The sequence below is a fragment of the Terrabacter koreensis genome (assembly GCF_054783315.1).
On the sequence record NZ_BAAGQU010000004.1, the window covers coordinates 194,297 to 215,945 of the forward strand.

The 21,649-nt window shown below is 72.1% G+C and carries 18 protein-coding genes; 11 read left to right on the top strand and 7 right to left on the bottom strand.

The window, feature by feature from the left end; all coding sequences use genetic code 11:
* Positions 1-121: 121 nt before the first annotated feature.
* The 4 genes from ACYVNR_RS03630 to ACYVNR_RS03645 all read right to left on the bottom strand — a co-directional run bounded on the left by ACYVNR_RS03630 (position 122) and on the right by ACYVNR_RS03645 (position 4,526).
* Entirely contained in the window at positions 122-1,387 is a 1,266-nt protein-coding gene (locus ACYVNR_RS03630; protein ID WP_461046618.1) for an ABC transporter permease, read from the bottom strand.
* A complete protein-coding gene (locus ACYVNR_RS03635; protein WP_458802659.1) occupies positions 1,384-2,277 on the bottom strand; it encodes an ABC transporter ATP-binding protein in 894 nt (297 codons plus the stop codon). The genes ACYVNR_RS03630 and ACYVNR_RS03635 overlap by 4 nt, the downstream gene beginning before the upstream one ends.
* Positions 2,278-2,421: 144 nt before the next feature.
* Positions 2,422-3,162 carry a response regulator gene (locus tag ACYVNR_RS03640; protein WP_461046620.1) on the bottom strand — a complete coding sequence of 247 codons (741 nt, stop codon included), beginning with the start codon at positions 3,160-3,162 and terminating at the stop codon, positions 2,422-2,424.
* Complete coding sequence (locus ACYVNR_RS03645) at positions 3,159-4,526, bottom strand: sensor histidine kinase (RefSeq protein WP_045191258.1); 1,368 nt, start codon at positions 4,524-4,526, stop codon at positions 3,159-3,161. The genes ACYVNR_RS03640 and ACYVNR_RS03645 overlap by 4 nt, the downstream gene beginning before the upstream one ends.
* A gap of 81 nt (positions 4,527-4,607) precedes the next feature.
* On the opposite strand from ACYVNR_RS03645, the gene ACYVNR_RS03650 reads away from it, so the two are divergent.
* Positions 4,608-5,735, top strand: a complete 1,128-nt coding sequence (locus ACYVNR_RS03650) for a M24 family metallopeptidase (RefSeq protein WP_461046623.1) — start codon at positions 4,608-4,610, stop codon at positions 5,733-5,735.
* Positions 5,736-5,745: 10 nt separating this feature from the next.
* On the opposite strand, the gene ACYVNR_RS03655 is transcribed toward ACYVNR_RS03650, so the two are convergent.
* Entirely contained in the window at positions 5,746-7,158 is a 1,413-nt protein-coding gene (locus tag ACYVNR_RS03655; protein ID WP_461046624.1) for an NAD(P)/FAD-dependent oxidoreductase, read from the bottom strand.
* A gap of 34 nt (positions 7,159-7,192) precedes the next feature.
* Here ACYVNR_RS03655 and ACYVNR_RS03660 point away from each other — a divergent pair, with 34 nt between their 5' ends.
* The 7 genes from ACYVNR_RS03660 (at position 7,193) to lysS (ending at position 14,491) form a co-directional block, all read left to right on the top strand.
* The gene (locus tag ACYVNR_RS03660; RefSeq protein WP_461046626.1) at positions 7,193-8,029 is read left to right on the top strand and encodes a GNAT family N-acetyltransferase; all 837 of its coding nucleotides are present in this window, start codon (positions 7,193-7,195) and stop codon (positions 8,027-8,029) included.
* Positions 8,030-8,258: 229 nt separating this feature from the next.
* Positions 8,259-8,876 (top strand): hypothetical protein, encoded by a 618-nt coding sequence (locus tag ACYVNR_RS03665; RefSeq protein ID WP_461046628.1) that lies wholly within the window; start codon positions 8,259-8,261, stop codon positions 8,874-8,876.
* A 112-nt stretch (positions 8,877-8,988) separates the two neighbouring features.
* Positions 8,989-10,017 carry a class II fructose-bisphosphate aldolase gene (fbaA, locus tag ACYVNR_RS03670; protein ID WP_045191266.1) on the top strand — a complete coding sequence of 343 codons (1,029 nt, stop codon included), beginning with the start codon at positions 8,989-8,991 and terminating at the stop codon, positions 10,015-10,017.
* Positions 10,014-10,421, top strand: coding sequence for a DUF3151 domain-containing protein (locus ACYVNR_RS03675; RefSeq protein ID WP_045191267.1), 408 nt, complete (start codon positions 10,014-10,016; stop codon positions 10,419-10,421). Before fbaA ends, ACYVNR_RS03675 begins: the two co-directional genes overlap by 4 nt.
* A gap of 16 nt (positions 10,422-10,437) precedes the next feature.
* Complete coding sequence (locus tag ACYVNR_RS03680; protein WP_461046630.1) at positions 10,438-11,241, top strand: Cof-type HAD-IIB family hydrolase; 804 nt, start codon at positions 10,438-10,440, stop codon at positions 11,239-11,241.
* Between the two features lie 98 nt (positions 11,242-11,339).
* Entirely contained in the window at positions 11,340-12,650 is a 1,311-nt protein-coding gene (locus ACYVNR_RS03685) for an adenylosuccinate synthase (RefSeq protein ID WP_045191269.1), read from the top strand.
* A gap of 59 nt (positions 12,651-12,709) precedes the next feature.
* Complete coding sequence (lysS, locus tag ACYVNR_RS03690) at positions 12,710-14,491, top strand: lysine--tRNA ligase (RefSeq protein ID WP_461046632.1); 1,782 nt, start codon at positions 12,710-12,712, stop codon at positions 14,489-14,491.
* 84 nt (positions 14,492-14,575) lie between these two features.
* Here the strand turns inward: lysS and ACYVNR_RS03695 are convergent, their stop codons facing one another.
* Both ACYVNR_RS03695 and ACYVNR_RS03700 read right to left on the bottom strand, forming a co-directional pair.
* Positions 14,576-16,147: a M4 family metallopeptidase gene (locus tag ACYVNR_RS03695; protein ID WP_461046633.1), complete on the bottom strand. Its 1,572-nt coding sequence runs from the start codon at positions 16,145-16,147 to the stop codon at positions 14,576-14,578.
* Positions 16,148-16,639: 492 nt separating this feature from the next.
* A complete protein-coding gene (locus ACYVNR_RS03700) occupies positions 16,640-18,994 on the bottom strand; it encodes a HelD family protein (RefSeq protein ID WP_461046635.1) in 2,355 nt (784 codons plus the stop codon).
* Between the two features lie 58 nt (positions 18,995-19,052).
* Between ACYVNR_RS03700 and ACYVNR_RS03705 the strand changes: the two genes are divergently transcribed.
* From ACYVNR_RS03705 to ACYVNR_RS03715, 3 genes are read left to right on the top strand one after another with little or no spacing between them, the layout of a single operon-like run.
* On the top strand, positions 19,053-19,682 hold the full coding sequence (locus ACYVNR_RS03705) for a GNAT family N-acetyltransferase (RefSeq protein WP_458802637.1): 630 nt from the start codon (positions 19,053-19,055) through the stop codon (positions 19,680-19,682).
* Positions 19,683-19,692: 10 nt separating this feature from the next.
* Entirely contained in the window at positions 19,693-20,970 is a 1,278-nt protein-coding gene (gene purD, locus ACYVNR_RS03710) for a phosphoribosylamine--glycine ligase (protein ID WP_045191274.1), read from the top strand.
* A 36-nt stretch (positions 20,971-21,006) separates the two neighbouring features.
* Positions 21,007-21,642 carry an RNA polymerase sigma factor gene (locus tag ACYVNR_RS03715; RefSeq protein ID WP_461046637.1) on the top strand — a complete coding sequence of 212 codons (636 nt, stop codon included), beginning with the start codon at positions 21,007-21,009 and terminating at the stop codon, positions 21,640-21,642.
* The last annotated feature ends 7 nt before the right edge of the window (positions 21,643-21,649 follow it).

Genomic DNA, 21,649 nt, shown 5'->3' on the forward strand with positions numbered 1-21,649 from the left:
GCGATTCCAGGTCAGGACTCGGCAAGGATCGGTCTGGACTGTGTCGGCGGGGCGTAAGGGGCGGGCAGGCGATCGGGCAAAGCCGGCATACAAGGCATTTCGGGCCCGGGCGCTGCGCCTGTCAGTCCGGTGCGGTGAGAGCCTGCTTCCACGAGACCCGGCCGCGCGTCTGCAGCAGCGACCGACGGTAGATCCGCTCGCTCAGCACGATGGTGGCCACCGAGAAGCCGGCCATGACGACGAGGGCCACCGGCGGCTCCCACCACGCCGTGTCACCGGCGAGGATGCGGCCCGGCATCGAGACCACCGACGCCACCGGCACGAACGAGGCGACCTCGAGCGCGGTGCCGCCGAGCCCGAAGCTCAGCACGTAGACGAGCATGAGGATCGTCGTCATCGGGGCCGTCGTCGACTGCAGGTCCTCGGTGCGCGAGGCGAGGGCGCCGGCCACGGCGAAGAGGCACGCGAGGGCGAAGAAGCCGACGGCGAAGAAGAGCACGAACCAGACGACCGCCGTCGAGAGGGTCGGCAGCAGCTTCGCCATGTCGGTGAACGACACCGCGACCAGCCCCACACCGGCGAACAGCAGCACCTGACCCAGCGCGATGACCGAGTTGCCGACGATCTTGCCCGCCAGGAGGGCGCGCAGCGGGATGGCGGTCACGAGGATCTCGACGAGACGTGACTGCTTCTCCTCGACGACGCTCGCGGCGATCTGCTGACCGAACATCATCGCCGACATGAAGAAGAGCAGGGCGAAGGCGAAGGTGGCGCCCTTGACGAACCCGCCCGTGCCCTGCCGACCGTCGAACTGGTTCGTCGTGAGGGTCGAGCCCCGCTCGAGCGCCTGGATGGTCGTTCCGGCTGCGGCGGCGTTCGTCGCGAGCGCGTCGGTGCGCACCGCCGCCTCGAGCGGGACGACCAGGTCGTTGTCGGCCTCGTCGGCCGAGGTGAGCGTCCAGCCGCCGGCGGGGCTCTGGTGCAGCCAGGCAGCCGCGTCACCGGCCTCGACGAGCGCCCTGGCCGCGGACTCGCCGCTCACGGTGCGCGACTCGATGACCACCTTGGCGTCGTCGGCGTGCGCCTTCGTCGCCGCCTGCCCGACGAGACGCCCCGCGGCGCCGTCGGTGACCGCGACGGTCCACGTCGTCGTGCGGCCGGACTGCCACACCGAGAAGGCGCCGTAGCCGGCGATGAAGACGAGCGTGACCAGGGTGGAGACGAGGAAGGCCCGGTTCGTCAGACGTACGACGATCTCGCGCAGGGCGACGATCAGCCAGGGACGCTCGGTGCGGCCCAGCTCGTGCTCCTCACCGCTCGGGGGCGTCACGCCGGCGCCCTCCGGGTCGGGCTGGTCGAACGGAGGCCGGTGCTGGGTCGTGGTCATGCCGTCACCTCGCGGTAGATCTGGGCCAGGCTGGGCCGCTGGGGGGAGAACTCGTGCACGTCGCCGCGGCGCAGCGCCTCCTCGAGGAGGCGCCGCTCGGCCGTCGGCTCGACGACCTCGAGCAGGGCGGTGTGGCCCTCGACGTCGACGGCGTGCACCCCCGCGACGCCACGCACCCACCCGGCATCGCCCGACAGGACGAGCCGGTGGCGCAGCACCGATCGGCTGCGCAGGTGCTCGGGCGTGCCCGACGCGACCACGCGGCCGCGGGCGAGCACCACGAGGCGCTCGCAGAGCCGCTCGACGAGGTCGAGCTGGTGCGACGAGAAGAGCACGGGCACCCCGCGGGAGGTGTGCTCGCGCAGCAGGTCGGCCATGCTGTCCACGGCGACGGGGTCCAGTCCGCTGAACGGCTCGTCGAGCACGAGCGCGGTCGGGCGCCCCATGAGGGCGGCGATGATCTGGACCCGCTGCTGGTTGCCCAGAGACAGCTTCTCGACGTGGTCGCGGGCCCGTTCGGCGAGCCCGAGGCGCTCGAGGTGCGCGGTGACCGACTGGCGGGCCGCCGATGCACCGAGGCCGCGCAGCCGCCCGAGGTAGACGAGCTGGTCGAGCACGGGCTGCTTGGGGTAGAGGCCACGCTCCTCGGGCATGTAGCCGAAGGACCTCCGGTCGGTGGCGGTGATCGGGCGCCCGTTCCAGAGCACCTCGCCGCCGGACGGGGCGAGCACCCCCATGACCATGCGCATCGTCGTGGTCTTGCCGGCACCGTTGCCACCGACGAAGCCGGTGAGCAGCCCGGACCCGACCGCGAAGCTCACGTCGTCGACGGCGCGCACGTCGCCGAAGGTCCGCGTCAGGTGGCGCACCTCGATGTCCGCCGTGGCCACGCCCGGTCTGGCCGGTCCGGCCGGTCTGGCCGGTCTCGCTGGTGTCGCTGCGCTCGCGGATCGTGTTGTGGTGGCTCGTTCCCCGTGGTCGTGCTCGTCCCGCGTCATGGCGTCAACGCTAGCCACGGCCCGGGATCGCGCGGATCAGCCGGGCGGCTGATGCTCCGCCTCCCCCGGCAGGATGAGACCCGCCTCGTAGGCCAGCACGACGGCCTGCACGCGGTCGCGCAGTTGCAGCTTGCTGAAGACGTTCGAGAGGTGCGTCTTGACCGTGGCCTCGCCGACGAAGAGGCGCGCGGCGATCTCGGCGTTGGACAGGCCTCGACCGACCAGCCCCAGCACCTCGAGCTCACGCGGGGTGAGCGTGTCGAGCCGGTGGTCAGTCCGCTGGCCGATCCCTTGGTCCCCACTCTGCTCGCGAACGCCCGGCCCCTGCCCCCCGGTGGCCCGGAGGCGCGACGGCTCGGCTCCGGCGGTCATCCGCTCGATGACGCGCCGCGTCACCTCGGGCGCCAGCAGCGCGTGGCCGTCGGCGACGGCACGCACGGCCTCGACGAGGTGCTCGGCGTCGGCGTTCTTGAGCAGGAAGCCGCTCGCTCCGGCGGAGAGCCCGGCGTAGACGTAGTCGTCGCGGTCGAACGTCGTGAGGATGATGACCTTGGCCAGGTCGTCGGCGACGACCAGCCGGGTCGCCTCGATGCCGTCCATCACCGGCATCTGGACGTCCATGAGCACGATGTCCGGACGCAGCGCCCTCGTGAGCCGCACGGCCTCCTCGCCGTCGCTCGCCTCGCCGACGACCTCGAGGTCGGGCTCGACCGAGAGGATGAGCGCAAAGCCGGAACGCACGAGCTTCTGGTCGTCGACGAGGAGGATGCGGGTCACGACGACTCCTCCGGCAGCGGCATACGCACCCGGACGCGGTAGCCGCCGGTCACCCGGGGACCGATCTCGCTCACGCCGCCGTGCGTCGAGAGCCGCTCGCGCACGCCGAGCAGGCCGAGCCCGGAGCCCGAGGTTCCCGACCTCGGACTGCCCGTGTCGAGCACCTCGACCTCTGCGTAGCCGTGGGCGAAGCCGGGCTCGCCGCGCCGGTCGACGCGGACGAAAACCGTTGCGGCAGAGGCTGTCGAGTGACGGCGCACGTTCGACAGCGCTTCCTGCACGGTGCGGTAGAGGGAGAGGCCGACCGGGTCGGGAACCGTCGCGACGGCGCCCGGGGTGTCCTCGACGACCCGGCACTCGACGTCGAGGCCGGCGATCGCCGACTGCTCGACGAGGGCGGGCACGTCGGCCAGTCGCGGCTCCGGGGCACGCTTTCCCTCGGCTGCCTCGTCGTCGGAGGAGCGCAGCGTGCCCAGCAGCCCGCGCATCTGCGACACGGCCTCACGCGACGAGGTCTCGACCGAGCGGAGCGCGCCCTCGGCCGCGTCGGGGTCGAGACGCAGCACGCGGCGGGCGGCGGCGGCCTGGATGCCGATGACCGAGACGTGGTGGGCGACGACGTCGTGCAGCTCGCGCGCGATGCGTAGCCGCTCCTCGACGACGGCCCGGCGCTGCAGCTGGTCGGCCTGGGCGCTGATCGTGCGGGCCTGCTCGGCGACGCGGTCGCGCTGCAGCGCCGAGCGCCAGGCGAACTGGCCGCCGACGATGGCGCCGCCGAAGTAGACGGAGTTCAGGACGGCGGCGTATACGACGTAGGCGGCGAGCGGCGAGAAGAGGCCCTGCCGGGGGAGTGGTTTGCCGTTGTCGGTGAGCAGTCCCTCGACACCGGAGCCGACGGCGAACTGCCAGACGAGCCACACCGTCATGGCCACGACGACTCCCGTGACGACGACCAGCATGGCGCGGCGGTCCCGCGCCCAGGCGACGCCGGTGAAGAGCGCGAGGAAGTAGACGACCTGCATCGAGAACGACATGGCCACGGCGGTCAGGGTGAGCCCGACGACGAGGAAGTGCAGCGAGCAGACGGCGGCGACGACGAGCGGGTGGCTGCGGCGCCACACGAGCGGCAGGGTTCCCGCGACGACGGCGAGGTGGGGGAGCCAGCCCGGGCCGGGCGGGTCGCCGAGACTGTCGAGGCTGCGCAGCACCTCGATGCCGAGCAGGCCGGAGAGCATCAGCGCGAGAGCCACGGCCGTGTCGGTGCGACGGGTGCGGTCGGGGTCGGCGGGCACGCGCTCCCAGTCGGAGTCGACGCCGAACCACGCCGCCACCCGGGAGCGGAGTCTGCTCCAGCGGCCGTCCATGCGCACAGCCTAGGCAGCCCGCCGACGTCGACGGCTCCGCCTGGCGGGGGAGGGGTGGTGGCCGAGCGGTAACGTCGGCGCATGGCCGTCAGCTCCTCCACCCTCGACGTGACGACGATGCGATCCCGGCTCCACAGGCTGCGCGCGGAGGCGGCCCGTGCGGGCGTCTCCGCGCTCGTCGTCGCCCCCGGTTCGGACCTGCGCTACCTCACGGGCATCGGCGGCTCGTCGTTCGAGCGGCTCACGGCCCTGGTCGTGCCCACCGACGCCGCCGTCGCCCCGGTCTTCGTCTCGCCCGCCCTCGAGTACGCCGGTCTCGGGCACGTGCCGCTCGCCGACCTCGGCGTCGAGGTGCGCACGTGGGTCGACGGTCAGGACCCGTACGCCCTCGCGCTCGGTGGCGTGCCCACGGGCCCGGTCGCTGTCAGCGACCTCCTCCCCGCGCTGCACCTGCTGCGGCTGCGCGACGCCGGTGCGACCGACCAGCAGCTCGCCGGTCCGGTGCTGCGCGAGCTGCGGATGCGCAAGGACGAGGCCGAGCTCGCCGAGCTGCGGGCCGCCGGCGCCGCCATCGACCGGGTGCACGCCCGCGTCGGCGAGTGGCTGCGCCCCGGCCGCACCGAGGCGGAGGTCGCTGCCGACATCGCCGCCGCGATCGTCGAGGAGGGCCACACCGTCGCCGATTTCGTCATCGTCGGGTCAGGCCCGAACGGCGCGAGCCCGCACCACTCCGTCAGCGACAGGGTCGTCGAGGAGGGCGACCTCGTCGTCGTCGACATCGGCGGCCCGCTGCCGTCGGGCTACAACTCCGACAGCACGAGGACGTATGCCGTCGGGTCACCCCGCGAGCCCGACGTGACCACCGCCTACGCCGCGCTGCAGGCGGCGCACCGCGCGGCCGTCGACGCCGTGCGGCCGGGGGTGACCTGCCAGGACGTCGACCGCGCCGCGCGGGCCGTTCTCGCCGACGCCGGCCTGGCCGACCACTTCATCCACCGCACCGGTCATGGCATCGGACTCGACGTTCACGAGGAGCCCTACGTCGTCGGGGGCAACGACCTGCCGCTCGAGCCGGGCATGACGTTCAGCATCGAGCCGGGCGTCTACCTGACCGGGCGCTGGGGCGCGCGCATCGAGGACATCGTCGCCGTCACCGCCGAGGGCGTCGAGCGGTTCAACACCCGCCCCACCGACCTCGTCACCCTCTGACGGCACGGGCTCAGGAGTCGTAGCCGACGCCCATCCGGTCGAGCGCCCTCAGCCACAGGTTGCGGCGGCCGGTGCGGTCCTCGGCGGCGAGCGACGACCGCGTGGCCCGCACGGCGGCATACCGGATCGGCTCGGGAGGGAAGGGGATCGGCTTGCGCCGCACCATGCCGAGGCGGGTGAGCTCGGTGTCCTTGCCGTCGACGAGGTCGAGGGCGACGGCCGCGCCGAAGCGGGTCGACGCGACGCCGAGCCCGGTGTAGCCGACGGCGTACGCCATCCGTCCGCCGAGGGCGGTGCCGAAGACGGGCGTGAAGCGTGAGGTCGTGTCGATGACGCCGGCCCAGCGGTGGGTGAACCGGATGCCCTCCAGCTGCGGGAAGATGTCGAGGAAGTGGTCGGCCAGCAGGCCGTGGGACGCGTCGGACTGCTCGAGCGCCGGGTCGATGCGTCCCGGGAAGTGGTAGTTCGCGTCGTAGCCGCCGAAGAGCACCCGGTCGTCGAGTGTCCTTCTGTAGTAGTGGAACTGGTTGCCGGCGTCGGTGAGTCCCTCGCGTCCGTCCCACCCGATGGCGGCGAGCTGGTCGGTGGTCATCGGCTCGGTCATGAGCACGTGGTCGTAGACGGGCAGCACCCACGCGCTGAACCGGCGGAGCACGCCCTGCGAGGCGTTCGTGCCGATGACGACGCGGTGGGCGTGGATCGACCCTCCGTCGAGGCGGACGCGCACCCCTGCGCCTTCGGCGTCGAATCCCGTTGCGCGCGTGTGCTCGTGGAGGCGCACGCCGAGCGACTCGGTCGCACGGGCCAGTCCCCAGACGAGACGGGCCGGGTCGACGAGCGCGACCTCGGGGTCGTACATGCCGGCCAGGTAGCGCGGAGAGTCGACGCGGGCGCGGGCCTGCGTGGCGTCGAGCAGCTCGACGGGCACGCCGTGCTCCCGGTGCAGCGCGTACGACTCGCGGACCGCGGGGACCTGGTGGTCGGTGAGTGCGAGCGTGAGCTCGCCCGGCACGTGGTAGTCGGCCTCGATGCCGTATGCCGTGAGCGTGCGTTCGATGCCCGTGAAGTTCTCCGCGGCGAGACGGTCGAGCGTCGGCAGCTCGTCGGGCCAGCAGGCCACCCCCTGGGCGAGGCCATGGGTCAGCGACGGCGCCAGGAACCCGCCGTTGCGCCCCGACGCCCCGTCCCCGAGACGTCCTGCCTCGACCACCACGACGTCGCGAGAGGGGTCGGCCTCCTTGGCCCGGATGGCGGCCCACAGGCCGGTGAAGCCGCCTCCGACCACGAGCAGGTCGGTGCGCGGCGCGGCGCCGGTCAGCGCGGGCCGGGGGTGCGGCCGCTCGGGCCGGTCGGTCCAGAACGGGACGGGCCGGGCGTCGGCGAGCGCCGCAGCAGCGCGGGCGGAGAGCGTGGAAACAGGCATGACGAGACGGATTCGACCATGCTTGGGTGGTCCTGTGAACCCCTCTTCGTTCCAGAGCGATGCACCCGAGGTCGGCGTCGACGAGCTCCTGCGCATCTTCCACGACGAGACCCGCGCGCCGATCCGCGTCGGCACGCCCGAGCGGCCCATCGAGGTCGACGGCCTCGTCCGGCGCGAGTACGAGCTCGACGGCGGCCGCTGGAACATGATCGAGAGCCCTGACGGTCTCGGCCCCGACCCAGAGCGGTGGGACACCGTCATCGCACGCCAACGCGACTTCTTCGCCGATCGCCGGCTGCGTGTCGAGTGGAAGACCTACGACTACGACGAGCCGACCGACCTCGGCGAGCGCCTCGTCCGCGCCGGATTCGTCAAGGAGGACGACGAGGCGCTCATCCTCGGCGAGGCCGAGCCCCTGGCAACGCAGGACATCGAGCTGCCCGACGGTGTCGTCGTGCGCGCCGCCGACTCCGAGGCGGACTTCGAGCGGATGGCCGCCCTGCTGGAGACGGTGTGGGGCGAGCCGCAGCCGTGGGTCGTCGACTCGCTGCTCCCGCGCTGGCAGGTCGAGCCCGACGCGATGGACGTCGTGGTGGTGGAGGAGTCCCGAGAGGGGCCGGTGCTCTGCGCGGCCCGGTCCGAGTACGACGCCAGCCGTTTCACCGGGCTCTGGGGCGGCTCGACCCTCCCGGAGTGGCGCGGCCGCGGCCTCTACCGCGCGACCCTGCTGCACCGGGCGAGGCTGGGGCTCGACCGCGGCAAGGACTTCGTGCGCGTCGACGCGTCACCCGACAGCGAGCCCATCCTGCGCCGGCTAGGGCTGCACCGGGTGGCGATCACCACGCCCTACGTCTTCGACCCCGGGGCCTGACACCGTGCCAGACTGCTGAGGTGACGCGGGGACGCGGGTGACGGCCGTGGCGCGGGAACCTCGGGCTTCTCGGGCGCGGGTCGTCGCCGTGGCCGCGGCGGCCGCGGCGGCCCTGGCGGTCTCGGTGCTCGGTGCGTGCACGTCGGACGGCCCCGCTCCGGTTGCGCGAGCTGGAACCGCCCCTGCCGTGGCGCGCGCCGGCCCTTCCGCTGCTCCTCCCGACCCGGGGATGACCCATGTCGTGGAGGCGCTGAGGTGCATCACGAGGCGTCCTCTCACCGGCAAGGGTCGGGTGCCCCTCGAGGCGCTCTTCCCGGGCGCCGAGTCGAGCGACTCCTCCGACCCGAAGGAGGTCGTGCCGGGTGTCGACGCCACCGTCCGCAGCAAGTGTCCCGGCGAGCTGCCGGCCGAGCCGCTCTGCGACGGCCTCGCGCCGTGGACCGGACTGCCCTCCGACGAGCTCGTCCCGGCGAGCGGGGCACGCCGCCTCGTCGAGGGCTACCTCGTCACGATGCCGAAGCAGGCAGGCAACCAGGCCCCGCCCGAGAGCTCGGCCGGCACGAAGGAGGTGTCCTACGGCCTGGTCGACCTCGCCGCGGGCGATCCGGGAGGGCTCGTGGACCACCTCCGTGTCGCGTTCGTGGCCTGTGCGAAGGCGACGCCGAGCACCGTGGCCGGCGTCGCCGCCCTCGTCGGCACGGTGCCGTCGGAGCGCGGCGCTGGGTCGGCCGAGGTGGTCCTGCTCCGCCGTGGCGGCAGTGTCGTGTGGGCAACCCTCGACGGCAGCGGATGGAAGGCCGGCGAGCAGCAGCGGGCCCTCGCGGTGCTCGTCGCACGCCTCCTCTGAGCGGGCGCTCACCGGTGGGTGGGCACCCGTGGGCACGTGACGGCATACGTGGCAGGATTTCGGCTGGATCGAAACCGCACAGCTCCCGTACGCCAACCCAGCAGGAGACGCAATGCCCATCGCCACCCCCGAGGTGTATGCCGACATGCTCGACCGCGCGAAGGCCGGCTCCTTCGCGTACCCCGCCATCAACGTCTCGAGCTCGCAGACGCTGAACGCCGCGCTCAAGGGCTTCGCCGACGCGGGCTCCGACGGCATCATCCAGGTCTCGACGGGCGGCGCCGAGTACCTCTCCGGCCCGAGCATCAAGAACATGGTCAGCGGTTCGCTCGCGTTCGCCGCGTACGCCCACGAGGTCGCGAAGAACTACCCCGTCAACATCGCGCTGCACACCGACCACTGCCCCAAGGACAAGCTCGACGGCTTCGTGCGCCCGCTCCTCGCGGCCTCGACCGAGCGCGTCAAGGCCGGCGGCACCCCGTGGTTCCAGTCGCACATGTGGGACGGCTCGGCCGTGCCGCTCGACGAGAACCTCACGATCGCCCGCGAGCTGCTCGACCTCGCCCAGGCCGCGAACGTCGTCCTCGAGATCGAGGTCGGCGTCGTCGGCGGCGAGGAGGACGGCGTCGCCCACGAGATCAACGACAAGCTCTACTCGACGCCCGAGGACGCCATCGCCACGGTTAAGGCGCTCGGTGCCGGCGAGAACGGCCGCTACCTGACCGCGCTCACGTTCGGCAACGTCCACGGCGTCTACAAGCCGGGCAACGTCAAGCTGCGCCCCGAGGTGCTCCTCGAGGCCCAGAAGGCCGCCGCCAAGGAGCTGGGCCTGTCCGACGACGCGCGCCCGTTCGACCTCGTCTTCCACGGCGGCTCCGGCTCGCTGCCCGAGGAGATCTCGGCGGCCGTCGACCACGGCGTCATCAAGATGAACGTCGACACCGACACCCAGTACGCCTTCACCCGCAGGATCGCCGACTGGATGATCTCCGGCTACGCCGGTGTGCTCAAGGTCGACGGCGAGGTCGGCAACAAGAAGCAGTACGACCCGCGCGCCTGGGGCAAGGCGGCCGAGGAGGCCATGGCGGTGCGCATCGTCGAGGCCTGCACCGCGCTGCGCTCGGCCGGCACGCACCAGTGAGCGACAACCTGCTCGGCATCCCCGAGACGCGCCTCGGCGTCGACCCGGCCGCCGAGAAGCTCGAGTCCGGTGTCGACCCGGTGCAGGTCGCCGCGACCTACCCGGCCAGCTCGCTCGCGTGGGCGACGCTGGCGGAGGACGCGCTGGCCGACGGCGACCGCGACGTCGAGGCGTACGCGTACGCCCGCACCGGCTACCACCGCGCGCTCGACGCCCTGCGCAAGTCGGGCTGGCGCGGCCAGGGCCCGGTGCCGTGGTCGCACGAGCCGAACCGCGGGTTCCTCCGGGCGCTCGCGGCCCTGGCCCGGGCGGCGCGCGCCATCGGCGAGAGCGACGAGGAGGCCCGGTGCACGCAGTTCCTCCGCGACAGCTCGGCCGAGGCGGCGCGCGAGCTCGGTCTGTGAGCTCGCTGGTCGCTGCATGACGCTCTTCTGCTCCGACGTCGACGGCACGCTGCTCGACCACCGACGCACCCTGTCCGACCGCACCGTCGCCGCCATCCGGGCGGTGCGGTCGGCGGGGCACACGTTCGTGCTGTGCAGCTCGCGCATGCCGGCGTCCCTGGAGGGACTCGAGCGCCTCTGCGGCGTCGAGCCCACCCCGCTCATCGCGTACAACGGTGGCCTCGTGCTGCGGGCCGACCGGTCGGTCGTCACCGACGTGGCCATCGCACCAGAGGACGCCCGAGCCGCGTATGCCGTGTGCTCGCGGCTGGGCCTCCACGCGAGCTTCTTCGCGGGTGACGACTGGCACGCCTGGGGCCCCGACGCGTGGACCGAGCGCGAGGCCACCATCACGGCGGTCGACCCGAGCGAGGTCTCGGCGCACGACTACGTCGCATCCGGGGTCGTCGACACACGGCCGCCGCACAAGGTGATGGCCATGGGCGACCCCGCGCTCGTCGACGAGCTCGAGGCGGCGCTGGCCGGGCGCCCGGGTCTCGTCTCCTACCGCTCCAAGCCGACCTACCTCGAGATCGCGAGCTCGGCCTGCTCGAAGGGCGACGGGCTGAGGGCCCTGGCCGACGAGCTCGGGGTCGACCTCGCCGACACGGTCTTCTTCGGCGACAACCACAACGACGTCTCGGCGTTCGCGGTCGCTGGCACGGCCGTCGCGGTCGCCAACGCCGTCGACCCGGCACTCGACGCGGCCTCGGTCGTCACCTCGCACCACCGCGAGGACGGCGTCGCCGAGTACCTCGAGGCCTGGCTCGCCGGCCACTGACCCGGCCGGGCCCGGCGCGGGGCGGACGGCGTCCGGGGCAGTGGTCTCGAACCGATAACCTTGCGGTTGGCCAGGACCACAACCCGGAAGGCGGACTGATGCCCGCGATCGTGCTCGTCGGAGCCCAGTGGGGCGACGAAGGCAAGGGCAAGGCGACCGACCTGCTCGGCAGCAGCGTCGACTACGTCGTCAAGTTCAACGGCGGCAACAACGCCGGCCACACCGTCGTCATCGAGAAGGACGGCAAGCGCGAGAAGTACGCGCTGCACCTGCTGCCCTCCGGCATCCTCAGCCCGAACTGCGTGCCGGTCATCGGCAACGGCGTCGTCATCGACCTGTCGGTCCTCTTCGAGGAGCTCGACGGCCTCGACGCGCGTGGCGTCGACACGAGCAAGCTGCTCGTCAGCGCCAACGCCCACGTCATCCCGAGCTACAACCGCACCATCGACAAGGTGACCGAGCGCTTCCTCGGCAAGCGCCGCATCGGCACCACCGGCCGCGGCATCGGCCCGACCTACGCCGACAAGATGAACCGCATCGGCATCCGCATCCAGGACCTCTACGACGAGAAGATCCTGCGCCAGAAGGTCGAGGCGGCCCTCGAGGTCAAGAACCAGGTGCTCGCGAAGATCTACAACACCCGCGCGTCCGCGGTCGACGACGTCGTCGAGGAGCTGCTCTCGTATGCCGCCCGGCTCGCTCCGATGGTCGCCGACACGAGCCTCGTGCTGAGCCAGGCCCTCGACCGGGGCGACACGGTGCTCTTCGAGGCCGGGCAGGCGACCCTGCTCGACGTCGACCACGGCACCTACCCCTACGTCACGTCGAGCAACGCCGTCGCGGCCGGCGCCTGCACCGGCTCGGGCGTGCCCCCGACCCGCATCGACTCGGTCATCGCGATCCTCAAGGCCTACACGACCCGCGTCGGCGAGGGCCCGTTCCCCACCGAGCTGCACGACGACAAGGGCGAGTTCCTGCGCAAGACGGGCGCCGAGTACGGCACCACCACCGGACGTCCGCGCCGCTGCGGCTGGATGGACACCGTCGTCGGCCGCTACGCGACCCGCATCAACGGCGTCACCGACTTTGTCATCACCAAGCTCGACGTGCTCACCGGCCTCGACAAGGTGCCGGTCTGCGTCGCCTACGACGTGAACGGCGTGCGCCACGACGAGATGCCGGTCAACCAGACCGACTTCCACCACGCGACCCCGATCTACGAGGAGCTCGACGGCTGGTGGGAGGACATCACCCACTGCCGCTCGTTCGACGAGCTGCCCGCCAACGCCCAGGCCTACGTGCTGCGCGTCGAGGAGCTCATCGGTGCACGTGTGTCGGCCATCGGCGTCGGCCCCGGCCGCGACGAGATCATCGAGCGCTTCCCGCTCAAGCCCGCCGTCGCGTCCTGAACGCTCGCGCCCGACGGAGGCGGACGGCATACGCAATCGCTTGGAACTGAAGGAAATTCATGACTGAAACGGTCGCCCCGCTCGACTGGGTCACGCGCCTTGCCGACGAGGTCATCGCCGAGGCGCAGGAGCGCAACCCCGGCGAGACCATCGTCTGCGCCTCGGGCATCAGCCCGTCGGGGCCGATCCACCTCGGCAACTTCCGCGAGCTCATCACGCCGCACCTCGTCGCCGACGAGATCAAGCGCCGCGGCATCGCGTGCGAGCACATCCTCAGCTGGGACGACTTCGACCGATTCCGCCGCGTGCCGAAGAACCTTGCAGGCGTGGACGACTCGTGGGAGCAGTACATCGGTATGCCGCTGACCGCGGTCCCTGCGCCCGAGGGCTCGCCGCACGCGAGCTGGGCCGATCACTTCAAGGCGCCGCTGCTCGAGGCCATGGCCGCGACGGGCATCGAGGTGCGCCAGATCAGCCAGACCGAGCAGTACCGCGCCGGCGTCTACCGCGACCAGGTGCTGCTCGCGATGCGTGAACGCCTCGCGATCGACAAGGTGCTCGACCAGTACCGCACGCTCGAGGCCGTCGAGGCGGCGCGCCAGAAGGCCACGGGCAAGGGCAAGGGCGGCAAGGGCGTTGGCAAGGAGCCGAAGCTCACCGAGGAGCAGGCCGCGGCCGCGACCGAGGCCGAGCGCGGCTCGGGCGCCGCGACCGAGGACGACGGCAGCGAGGGCAAGGCGGGCTACTACCCGTTCAAGCCGTTCTGCTCCTCGTGCGGCACCGACTTCACCACCGTCACCGCCTACGACGACGACACGCACGCGCTCAGCTACGAGTGCACGAAGTGCGGTCACCGTGAGACCGTCGACCTCGACACCTTCACCAACGGCAAGCTCGTGTGGAAGGTCGACTGGCCGATGCGCTGGGGCCACGAGCACGTGGTGTTCGAGCCGTCGGGCGTCGACCACCAGAGCCCGGGGTCGAGCTTCGTCGTCGGCAAGGACCTCGCGCCGATCTTCGGCTGGGAGCGTCCCGTCGGCCCGATGTACGCGTTCGTCGGCATCGCAGGCATGGCGAAGATGAGCTCGAGCAAGGGTGGCGTGCCCATCCCGAACGACGCGCTCGAGGTCATGGAGGCGCCGGTGCTGCGCTGGCTCTACGCGCGCCGCCGGCCCAACCAGAGCTTCGACGTCGCCTTCGGGCCCGAGCTGCAGCGCCTCTACGACGAGTGGGATGCCCTGAACCGCAAGGTCGCCGACGGTTCGGCCCAGGCCGGCGACCTCGCCGCGCACCTGCGTGCGACCTCGACGGCGTCGGGGCCGCTGCCCACCACGCCCCGCCCGATGCCGTTCCGCACCATCGCCTCGGTGATCGACGTGACCCAGGGTGACGAGGAGCAGGCGGTCCGCATCCTGTCCGACCTCGACCCCGACAACCCGGTCGGTTCCACCGACGACCTGCGCCCGCGCCTCGACTGCGCCGAGCGCTGGATGCTCGGCTACGTCCCCGCCGAGGACCGCACGATCGTGCGGGAGACCCCCGACGCCGAGCTGTTGGGCAGCCTCGATGAGCAGCAACGCGAGTCGCTGCGCCTGCTGGCCGAGGGGCTCGACGACCACTGGTCGCTCGACGGCCTCACGCACCTCGCGTACGGCGTGCCCAAGATCCAGCGCGGCATCGACCCAGAGGCCAAGGTCAAGGACCCCGAGCTCTCTGCCGCACAGCGTGCGTTCTTCGTGCTCGTCTACCGGCTGCTCGTCGGCCGTGACACGGGGCCGCGCCTGCCGACGCTGCTGCTTGCCGTCGGCGCCGACCGCGTGCGCAGCCTCATCGGCCACTGAGCCAGCTGGCCGGACACGCGAAGTGCCCACTCGACCGTGAGGTCGAGTGGGCACTTCGCGTCGTGGTTGTGCCGGTGTGACGGGTCAGTTGACCCCGACGCCCGACCAGGCGGCGGCGGTCGCCGTGGCCTCCGGGCTCGTGGCGCCGTAGAGGTCCTTGGCGGCCTGCACCATGCCGGCGCGGGCGCCCGCGTAGTCGGTGCTCGACACCCAGTAGGTGGTGAGCGCGCGGTACCAGATGGCGGCGGCCTTGTCGTGGCCGATGCCCGTGAGCGTCGCGCCGTTGCATGCCGTGCTGCTGTGCGTGGCCCCGCCGATCACCTTGGTGCCGGTGCCCTCCGAGAGGAGGTAGAACAGGTGGTTGCCGACGCCCGAGCTGTAGTGGACGTCGAGGGTGCCGACCGTCTTGCTCCAGCAGTCGGCCGATGCGCCGTCCTTGCTCGGCTTGTCCATCCAGCGCAGCGGGGTGCCGGAGGTGTTGATCTTCTCGCCGATGAGGTAGTCACCCTGGTCGGCGGCGTTGGCGGCGTAGAACTCCACCATCGTGCCCATCACGTCGGACGTCGACTCGTTGAGGCCACCGGACTCGCGGCGGTAGGCGAGGCCCGCAGTGGTGGACGTGACGCCGTGCGTCATCTCGTGGCCCGCGACGTCGAGGGAGACGAGCGGGGTGTAGCTGCCGCTGCCGTCGCCGTAGCGCATGCAGAAGCAGGCGTCCGACCACGAGGCGTTGACCCAGCCGCTGCCGACGTGCACGAGGCTCTTGGCGGCGACGCCGTTGTTCTTGATCCCGTTGCGGCTGAAGACGTTCTTGTAGAAGTCCCACGTCTTGGCGACGCCGAATGCGGCGTCCACGGCAGCCGTCTGCCGGTTGGAGTTCGAGCCCGTGCCCCAGACGTTGTCGGCGTCCGTGTAGAGCGTGCCGCTCGTCGTCGAGGTCGAGCCGTTGTTGGCGTCCTCGGTGCGGGCGCCACCGCGGGTGCCGTCGATGAGCTGGTACGACCCGCCGGAGAGGGTCGACTCGAGCGGCACGGTGCCGAGGTAGAGGCTCTGACCGCTGCCCGTGTCGGTCTGCTCGGTGGCCCACTGGTCCACGACGGCACCGGAGCGGGCGTCGACGAAGACGACCTTGCCGGCGGGCTCCTGGTGGGCGCCGACGCCGTCGACCTGGGTCTTCCACACCAGGCGGGCCGGGCCGTACGCGTACACGGCGAGCGTGGGCGACGAGGTGCGCACCGTGAAGCCGGCGTCACGCGCGGCGGTGGCGGCCGCTGCCTGTCCCGTCACGAGGGGGGTGGTGGACGCGACGCGCACGGCGCTGGACGCAGCGTTGACACCCTTCCAGGCGCCGGCCTTGTCGGTGTGGACGACGACGTCGCCACCGACGACGGGCAGGCCCTTGAACGTGCGGTTGAAGCGGGCGTGGGTGGTGCCGTCGCGGTCGGTCGTGACGCTCTTGCCCTGCAGTGCCTGGTCGTTGTCGAGACCGAAGGCGTTGCCGTGGGCCCGAGCGGCGGCCATGGCTCGCTCGATGCCGACGTTGCCGGACCCGGCCTGCTGGCCGGCTGCCTGCGCGCCGCTCGTGGCGACGGTCGCGAGGGCGGTGGCGGCGATCGCAGCGGTGGCGACCGTCGTCGTGATGAAGCTCTTCTTCAAGGCGTTCTCCTGGCTACCGAGGTACCCCCGAGGGCGGTCGGATGACCTGCCGCAACAGTTGTCGGTGACCGGGGTGCGCGCCAGTCAGGAGGCGCAATGTTTGCCATCGCTTGAAGGACATTTTGTCGAGGGGAAGGTCATTTCCCAGACGATTCCCAGCGAGGACGGCGGGGCGCGACAAGGCCGTGTCGGGGACTCCCGGACATGGGGCGGGCGAGGGGCGGGATGCAGGGGGGTTGCATCTCGTCCCTCGCCCGGTGCGTCGTCCACATTGGGGGGCGGGACTTCGCGATGCGCCAAGGGTCTCAGGGGGGAGGAGACGGCGGGGAGGGTAGGTTCGCACGCCTTGGCGGTGAAACCAATCTTCCCCCTCGGGGAGGGTGCAGTCGACGGTTCACTGAATCCTTGAACAAGTCTTTACCTAATGTCGACGTGCGCATAAAGGGGCATCCAGCGCATCGCCGCCAAGTCCGTCGAAGACGCGTCAGAACGTCACGAAAGCACCGTCATCCGGTGCGCCGCGCGCGTCAGAGCGACGTAGAGGACGCGTACGCCCCCGGGCGACTCGCGGGTGATCTCGGCCGGGTCGACGACGACGGTCGCGTCGTACTCGAGGCCCTTCGTCGACATCGGGTCGACGACCTGGACGCGACCCTCGGGCTCGGCGAGCGGAGCCAGCGCCGCGGCGTGCCGGGCCGGGGTGACGACCGCGATGGCCCCCTCGACCTGGTCGAGCAGCGCGTCGACGGCGGCCCGGACGCTCGCGAGCGGGTCGGCTCCGAGCGGCGCCTCGACCGGGTGCACCCCGGTCTCGCGCACCGCCTGCGGGATGTCGGCGTCGGGCACCTCGCGGCGCACGACCTCGGCGGCGTAGTCGAAGATCTCGCGGGCGTTGCGGTAGTTGGTGTCCATGTGGAACGACTGGCGCCCCTGAGTGCCGAAGGCCTCCTCGCGGGCCGCGGCGGCCTCGGCGGCGTCGGGCCAGGAAGCCTGCGCGGCGTCGCCGACGACGGTCCACGACGCGTAGCGGCCGCGCCGTCCGATCATCCGCCACTGCATGGGGGAGAGGTCCTGGGCCTCGTCGACGAGCACGTGCGCGTACTCCTCGGGCCGGCCGACGCGACCGGCGAGCAACCGCTCGCGCGGCTCGGTGCGCACGACGGGCGCGCCCTCGTCGCGGGCGGCGCTGCGCACGGGCTGCACCTCGGTGACGCCGTACTGGCTGAGGTCGTCGAGCTCCTCGATCTCGTAGAAGCCGCGCTCCTCCTTCGGGGCCTCCTGCACGGCGCCGAGGCGGGCGGCGAGGTCGTCGACGAGGGCGACGTCGGCGACCGACCAGGAGCCGACCTCGAGAGCGTGGCGGAACGACGAGGCGAGTGCCTCGACCTCGTCGTCGCGCAGGCTGCCGCGGGCGTGCCGACGCACGAGCTCGGGGTCGCCGAGCCAGAGCAGCACCTCGCGCGGGTCGACCTGGGGCCACCAGGCCTCCATGAACGACTCGACGTCGAGGTGGTCCTCCCACTTGTCGAGGAACTCGGCCTTGGCGTCGCGGTCGCCGGTGATGCCGAGCGACGACCAGGCCGCCTCGCCGAGGGCCGCCTGGGCAGCCGCGGTCGCGGTGTTGCGCTGGTGCTGGCGCAGCACCTGCGAGCGCACCCGGTCGAGGTCGCGGGCCTCGAGGCGCACGGGACGACCGGCCACCATCGCGCGGAACTCCGTGGGGGACTCGGGGACCCGGCCGCGCGCCGCCGCGCCGAGGAGGCCCCGGATGCGGGTCGAGCCCTTGATGCGCGCGACGTCGGGCGGGTCGAGCCGCTCGGTGCCGACGACGTCGAGCACGTCGCCGAGGGCGCGAAGGACGACGCTCTCCTCACCGAGCGACGGGAGCACCCGCTCGATGTAGGCCGTGTAGGCGCCGGAAGGGCCGACGACGAGGATGCCGCCCGACTCGAACCGTCGCCGGTCGGAGTAGAGCAGGTAGGCGGCGCGGTGCAGGGCCACGACCGTCTTTCCGGTGCCCGGGCCGCCGGTGATCTCGGTGACGCCGCGCGCGCTGGCGCGGATGGCCTCGTCCTGGTGCGCCTGGATGGTCGCGACGATGTCACGCATGCGCTCGCCACGGCTGCGGGTGAGCGCGGCCATGAGGGCGCCGTCGCCCACGACGACGAGGTCGTCGGGCGCCTCGGGGACCATGAGGTCGTCCTCGATGCCGATGACCGTGGTGCCGCGGCTGCGCAGCACGCGTCGGCGCAGCACGCCCATCGGCTGGGTCGGCGTGGCGCGGTAGAAGGGGGACGCGGCGGGTGCACGCCAGTCGATGACGAGCGGCTCGTAGTCGTCGTCGCGCACGCCGAGTCGTCCGATGTAGCGGATCTCGCGGTCCTCGTCGCTGCTGCTCTCCGAGCCGGCCACGCCGGACACGCCGGTGCCGGAGGCCCCTCGCGCGTGCCCGTTGCCCGACACGTCGCCGGCCTTCGCCGCGCGCAGCATCGCATGGTCGATGTCGAGCCTCCCGAAGACGAGGCCCTCGTACTGGGTGTCAAGGGCCGACCGTCGCTTGGCGGCGTGGAACATCAGGGCGTCGCGCTCGAACAGGCCGGCGCCCTCGGCGTCGCCGATCTCGACCTGCCGGCCGAACTGGCTGCGGGCCAGGCCCTCGGCCTGGACGACGTCGGCGCGCAGGCCGGCCTTCTCGAGCTCCTCGTGCACGCGGTCGACGTGCGCCTGCTCGACGGCGATCTCGCGCGCGAGCTCGTCGGGGATGCTCTTGGTCGACACCGGCGAGACGTCGCGCGATCCGGGCGCGCTGCTCCGCTGGGACGATGCGTTCGAAGTGCTCACTGACATCCAAGGACTCTGAGGGGCGCCTCGGCGGCGCGGGAACCATCAAGTCTACTGTCATCGCATGCCCGCACCCGCCTGCATACCGCCCACCGGCGCGCCGCTCGTCGGCCGCTTCGTCCGGCTCGACGTGATGACGCCCGCTGACGCCTCCGGGCTCTTCCCGGTCTTCGCCGACCGGCGTTGCTACGAGGAGGGATACGCGATGTCGCGGGCGCACGAGAGCGTCACCGACACGGAGGCGGTCGTGAGCGCCTACGTCGCGGCTCGGGAGGCGGGGCGGACGGCATACACGATCAGACTCGTCGCCGACGGGGACCTCGGTCCGGAGGGAACGGTCGTCGGCACGAGCTCGCTCGGCGACGTCGACACAGCCCGCGAGCACGTGCACCTCGGTTGGACGATGTACGGCTCGCGCTGGTGGGGCACCCAGGTCAACCCCGAGAGCAAGCTGCTCCTGCTCGAGCACGCCTTCGACACGTGCGGGTTCGGGCGGGTGAAGATCCAGACCGACGTGGTCAACACGCGGTCGCGCGCCGCGATCCTCAAGCTCGGCGCGACCTTCGAGGGGATCACCCGGCGCGACGTGCGACGGGCCGACGGGTCGTGGCGCGACTCGGCCGTCCACTCGATCCTCGTCGACGAGTGGCCCAGCGTGCGGGCAGGGCTGCTGGCCCGGCTGGACGGCCCCTAGGCTGGGCGCCGTGAAGGTCCTCGTCCTCGGCTCCGGCGCCCGTGAACACGCAATCGTCAAGGCCGTCGCGGCCGATCCCGAGGTCGACGCGGTGATCGCCGCGCCCGGCAACCCGGGCATCGACGCGACCGCTCTCTGCGTGCCCGTCGACATCCTCGACGGCGAGGCCGTCGCGGCGGTCGCCCGAGAGCACGAGGTCGACCTCGTCGTCGTCGGCCCCGAGGCACCCCTCGTCGCAGGGGTTGCCGACGTATGCCGTGCGGCCGGGTTCGCCGTCTTCGGCCCCTCCGCCGAGGCCGCGCGCCTCGAGGGCAGCAAGTCCTTCGCCAAGGAGGTCATGGCCGCCGCCGACGTGCCGACCGCGCTCGCGCACGTGTGCACGACGATGGACGAGGTCGAGGCGGCCCTCGACGCGCTGGGAGCGCCGCACGTCGTCAAGGACGACGGCCTCGCTGCGGGCAAGGGTGTCGTCGTCACGGACTCGCGCGAGGTCGCGCTGGAGCACGCCCGAGCGTGCCTCGCCAAGCCCGGCGGCCGCCTCGTCGTCGAGGAGTTCCTCGACGGCCCCGAGGTCTCCGTCTTCTGCGTCAGCGACGGCGAGACGGTCGTGGCGCTCTCGCCTGCGCAGGACTTCAAGCGCGTCGGCGACGACGATGCCGGTCTCAACACCGGTGGCATGGGCGCCTACTCACCGCTGGACTGGGCACCCGACGGGCTCGCCGACGAGGTCGTCGCGCGGGTGGCGCAGCCGACCGTCGACGAGATGCGCCGACGCGGCACGCCGTTCGTGGGTGCGCTCTACGTCGGCCTCGCGCTGACGTCGCGCGGTCCTAGGGTCATCGAGTTCAACGCCAGGTTCGGCGACCCGGACGGGCAGGCGTCGATCGCCCGACTCGAGACGCCGTTCGCCCAGCTGCTCCTGGCTGCGGCCACCGGAGGCCTGGGCGAGTTCGGCCGGCTGCGCTGGTCGGGCGACCACGCCGTGGTCGTCGTGGTGGCGTCGGCCGGCTACCCCGAGTCTCCCCGCACCGGTGACCCGATCACGGGTCTCGACGCCGCCGCGGAGGTGCCCGGCGTCGTGGTGCTCCACGCGGGCACCCGTCTCGACGAGGAGGGTTCGCTGGTCTCGGCCGGCGGGCGCGTGCTCGACGTCGTCGCGGTGGGGTCATCCCTCGCGAAGGCGAGGAAGGCGGCGTACGACGCGGTGGGCGTCATCGAGCTGGACGGCTCGCACCACCGCAGCGACATCGCGCTGCGCGCCGAGCGTGGCGAGATCACCGTCGGCTGAGGCGAACCCTCGGGGCCGAGCCGGACTCTTCCAGGCATGAGCTTCGAGACCATGACTCGAGAACCACCCCTCACCGGGTCGACGCCGGTGCTGGGCGACAGGGAGCTGTGGGCTCGTCTCGACGGCGCTGACGGAGCAGCGCTGACGCAGCTCTACCGGCGCCACTGCGATGCCGTCTACAACTTCGCCTTCAGGCGCACCGCGTCGTGGGCGACCGCGGAGGACGTCGTGCAGGCGACGTTCACCGCGGTGTGGCGGCGGGCTCGTGACGGCACGGTCGACCCGCTGCGCGCCGACACGGCCCGCGCCGTCCTGCTCGTCATGGCCGGCCAGGAGTGCGCGAACGTCGCGCGCTCGGCCCGCCGTCTGCGTCTGCTGCACGGGCGCATCGAGGCCGACGCCGGAGGTGCGGTCTCGGCCGACCATGCCGCGCCCACTGCCGCACGCGTCGACGACGAGCGGCAGATGAGCGAGGTGCGTCGTGCCCTCGCCCGCCTCCCGGCCGTGCAGCGTGAGGCGGTCGAGCTGGTCGTCTGGTCGGGCTGCAGTGTCGCCGAGGCAGCCACTGCGCTCGGCGTCTCCGGAGGGACCGTCAAGTCGCGCCTGCACCGGGCTCGGCGGAGCCTCACCGACCTCATCTCTCCCGATGCCCTCAAGGAGTCACTGTCATGAACCTGCC